Origin of the sequence: Spiroplasma endosymbiont of Megaselia nigra, assembly GCF_003987485.1 — a bacterium.
In the GTDB taxonomy this organism is placed as follows: Bacteria; Bacillota_I; Bacilli_A; order Mycoplasmatales; family Mycoplasmataceae; genus Spiroplasma.
On the sequence record NZ_RCOO01000104.1, the window covers coordinates 1 to 3,997 of the forward strand.

The 3,997-nt window shown below is 26.8% G+C and carries 4 protein-coding genes; 3 read left to right on the forward strand and 1 reads right to left on the reverse strand.

Features of this window, described 5'->3' with window-relative positions:
* Window positions 1-214: 214 nt before the first annotated feature.
* Window positions 215-1,150, forward strand: a complete 936-nt coding sequence (whiA, locus tag D9R21_RS04780) for a DNA-binding protein WhiA (RefSeq protein WP_126821315.1) — start codon at window positions 215-217, stop codon at window positions 1,148-1,150.
* 62 nt (window positions 1,151-1,212) lie between these two features.
* Entirely contained in the window at window positions 1,213-2,631 is a 1,419-nt protein-coding gene (locus tag D9R21_RS04785; RefSeq protein ID WP_126821316.1) for an APC family permease, read from the forward strand.
* Here D9R21_RS04785 and D9R21_RS04790 read toward each other — a convergent pair.
* The gene (locus tag D9R21_RS04790; RefSeq protein WP_126821317.1) at window positions 2,621-2,977 is read right to left on the reverse strand and encodes a rhodanese-like domain-containing protein; all 357 of its coding nucleotides are present in this window, start codon (window positions 2,975-2,977) and stop codon (window positions 2,621-2,623) included. The two genes, D9R21_RS04785 and D9R21_RS04790, sit on opposite strands and share 11 nt — an antisense overlap.
* Before the next feature lie 110 nt (window positions 2,978-3,087).
* On the opposite strand from D9R21_RS04790, the gene tpiA reads away from it, so the two are divergent.
* Complete coding sequence (gene tpiA / locus D9R21_RS04795; RefSeq protein ID WP_126821318.1) at window positions 3,088-3,825, forward strand: triose-phosphate isomerase; 738 nt, start codon at window positions 3,088-3,090, stop codon at window positions 3,823-3,825.
* Window positions 3,826-3,997 lie beyond the last annotated feature (172 nt).

Here is a 3,997-nt window from a genome sequence, read left to right on the forward strand (position 1 = left end):
AATTCATAACAATATTTACTTATCGCATGACGAATATATTAATGATGTTAAAAAATGAAATAAATGATATTCAAGCCGCAAAGAAAAGGATATAATAAATAAAAGTTTATAAACCTTTTTTAATTTTACTTACTTTTTGGGGTGCAGTCTTTAATAAACCACTATGCTAAAGTAGTGGTTTATCTGTATTATTAAATTAGAATGGGGGATAAAGATGAGCTTTGCGTTGGAAGTAAAAGAGGAAATTGTTAGAAAAGAATTTGACCAAATGTGTCAGAAAGCTTTTTTAACTGGTTTTGTTAAATATAATATGACATTAAATATTAGTAATCATTTTTTTAACTTTGAAGTAACCTCAATTAGTAATCTAATTATTCGAACAATTTATACGTTTTTAAAAAATTTATATCAAGTTAAAATTGACATCATTATTGTTCAAGGTACAAAATTAAAAAATAGCAAAACCTTCAGTTTACGAATTAAAGAACGAGCTACTGAAATATTAAAAGACCTACAAATTTTTGATGCAGAAACTAATCAAAAAATTGTTGCCATCCCATCAGAATGAAATGAACGACAACAACGTGCTTATATTGCAGGCATTTTTGTTGCTTGTGGTAGTGTTAATTCACCAGAAACAAGTAATTATCATTTAGAAGTTCAGTTTAATGATGAAGTTTCAGTACAATATTTTCAAAAATTATTGCATAAATTTCATTTTACATTTAAGATAATTGTCCGTCATGATCGTTATGTTTGTTATTTAAAAAAATCAATTTTAGTTTCAGATTTCTTAAAATTAATTGATGCAATTAATAGTGTCCTTGCTTTTGAAAATACTCGTATTTCAAGGGATATGGTTAATAGTATTAATCGTTTAAATAATATTGAAATTTCAAATCAACAAAAAGCAATTAAAGCTGGGGAAGAACAAGTTGCAATGATTAATTATTTACTTGAACATGATTTGTTTGATGAACTAAATGAAAATACCAAAAAAGTAGCTTTATTACGAATTGCTTATCCCGATGCATCGTTGCAAGATTTGTCAGCATTATTAGAAAATGAAACTAGTATTGAAATTTCAAAATCGGGATTAAACCACTTATTTCGTGAAATTAAGAAAAAATATTATGAAAATATAAAATAATTTATGTTATAATTTATTTATTATTTTTTATTAAAAGGACATTAAAAATAGAGGAAAAACTAATGGGAAAGCCTAAAAAGCACGTTAAATTTTTTGAATTTTTAACTGTTTTTTCAACAGCGGTTGGAATTACAATTGGAATTGGAATTTATTTAAAAAATGATACTTCAGAAGGACATCTTTTATATTTTACTCAAAATCCTTATTTATCAATTGGATTATGGATTTTAGTTGGAATTTTAGGAATGGCAATGATTATGGTCTTTATTGAAGTTACATCAGTAAAAACTAAAAGTGGACATGGGACATTACCATCATGGGCTAATATTTTAATTGGTCGGCAAGTTGGTAGTTTAATAGCATTATTTTATATCTTTTTTTATTTCCCAATTTTATTGGGTCTTTTCCCAATTTTTAGTATTAATGAAATGTTTGATGCACTAGAAGTGCAAAGCATTAGTAAGGAAACACAACATATAATTGCGATTGCTGTTGGCCTTGTTATTTTAATTTTATTTTACTTAATAAATATTTTTTTCCGAAATGTTGGTAAATGAGTTCAAACAATTGGAACATTTATTAAATTTATTCCCTTACTAGTTAGTTTAGTTATAGGCTTTGTTGCTCCAATTGAAAATAATGTTTTTGATAAATATAGGGAATTAAAGTTTGGTAACTTCTTTATGGGGATTTTACCAGTATTATTTTCATTTGATGGTTTTATTTATGCTGCAGGATTACAAAAAGAAGTTTCTAACAAAAATGTTGTTCCAAAAGCATTATTTGCTGCAATGTTATTTATTACTATTTTTTATATTTTAGAAGTTATTTCTTTGTTTTTAGGAACAAATGATGGTAGTGTTTTTACTTTATTTAAAAATCTCCTTGGTGGTCCAATTGCAAAAGTCTTAATGTGATTTATTATTTTAACAGCATTAATGAGTATTAATGGTTTAACCTTTGTAGCTCCTTCATTTGGACATACAGTGCAAGAAGAAAATCTTGTTTATATTGGAAAGAAAGAATTAAGTTATCAACAAATTGGTTTGATTCAAATGGCAATTACTGTTTGTTTCAATTTAATATTAATGGGACTTAGTCTTGGCGTTATGGGTGATCCAATGTATTTATTAGATCTTTCTTCTAATGCCGTTAGTTTTACTGCTTTTCTATGTTATATTAGTTTAATTATTGCTGTTTGTGTTAATCGTTATACAAAGAGAGTAGAAGTAGCAAAAGTAAAAGGAATGTATTATTATGCTGGTTTTTCTCTTTTCTTGCTAATAGGTTCAATAGGCTATATTATGTATAATTTCTTTGCTTATAGTAGTAATCATAAAACTTTATATAGTTTATTAATTATTATTGGGGGAACATTAGTAATATGGGGTATTAATGAATTATTATTATGGCATAAAGCAACACCACCCGCTGGTGAAGTAAAAATAAAAACCCCATTGATTAATAATGTTAATCAATAGGATTATAAGTAAGAATTTTATCAAGTTCATCAGTTTGATGAACTTTTTTTCATCCACCAAGAAGAATATAAACTTTAAAATTATGTTTTTTTAATAAACGGTATAAATCTAAATGAGAATGGCCAGCACTTGAAACAAAAAGAATTTTTTTATTTTTAGTTACTTTTTTCGAATAAATTAAACGAAAAAGATGATGAGGAATATTAATACTATTAATAATATGACTTTCAATTCATTCTTCTTTTGGACGAATATCAATAATTAACCATTTATCTGAATTATTAATTTTTGGTAGTCTTTTAATTGATTTAGTATTGTATTTCATTTCAAATGCTGATAAAAACATCTTTTCACCTCTATGAAAACATTATAACATTAAGAAAGTTAATATTTTATTAAGAAATCATTAAAATTTAAGTATATAATTAAAATGTTAGATAGAAACGAGGGAGAAGAATGCGAAAACCAATTATTATTGGAAATTGAAAAATGCATAAAACAACGGATGAAACAATTGACTTTTTAAAACAAGTTGATAATGTATGTCATGATTTAAAACTTGAAGCTGGTATTGCAGTACCATTTGTTAATTTAGCGGTGGCAAAACAACATGCGCATCATTTAATTATTGCGGCTCAAAATTGTCATTATGAAGATTTTGGGGCTTTTACTGGTGAAATTTCAGTTGAAATGTTGCAAACTTTAAAGATTACGCATGTTATTATTGGACACTCAGAACGTCGTGAAATGTTTAATGAGACAAATGAAACAGTAAACTTAAAAGCAAAAAAAATCTTAGCAAAAGGGATGGTGCCGATTATTTGCTGTGGTGAAACATTACAACAATATGAAAACAATGAAACACAGCAAATTGTTGAAACACAAATTGAAAAAGCATTACAAGGTATTGATTTTGAAGATGCAAAAACAATTGTTATTGCTTATGAACCAATTTGAGCAATTGGGACGGGGAAAACAGCAACAGCTGAGATTGCACAAAATGTTTGTGCAATAATCCGAGCAAAAATTGCTAATCTTTATGATGAAGTAGTAGCAAATATGATACGGATTCAATATGGAGGCAGTGTTAAACCGGAAAATATTCAAGAATTATTAGCTCAGCCAGATATTGATGGTGCTTTGGTTGGCGGTGCTAGTTTAGAACCGAAAACTTTTTTAGGGTTATTAAAATAATTAATAATAAAAAATAATAAATAAGATTTTATTTTCAGAAGTTAACCTTGAGTGATTTAAAGACTGCACCCCAAAAAGTAAGTAAAATTAAAAAAGAACTTTACTAAACTTTTAGAGGAGGTGCATTTTTTAATGGCAGGAAAAGAACAAAAATTTAAAACATATACTGCAG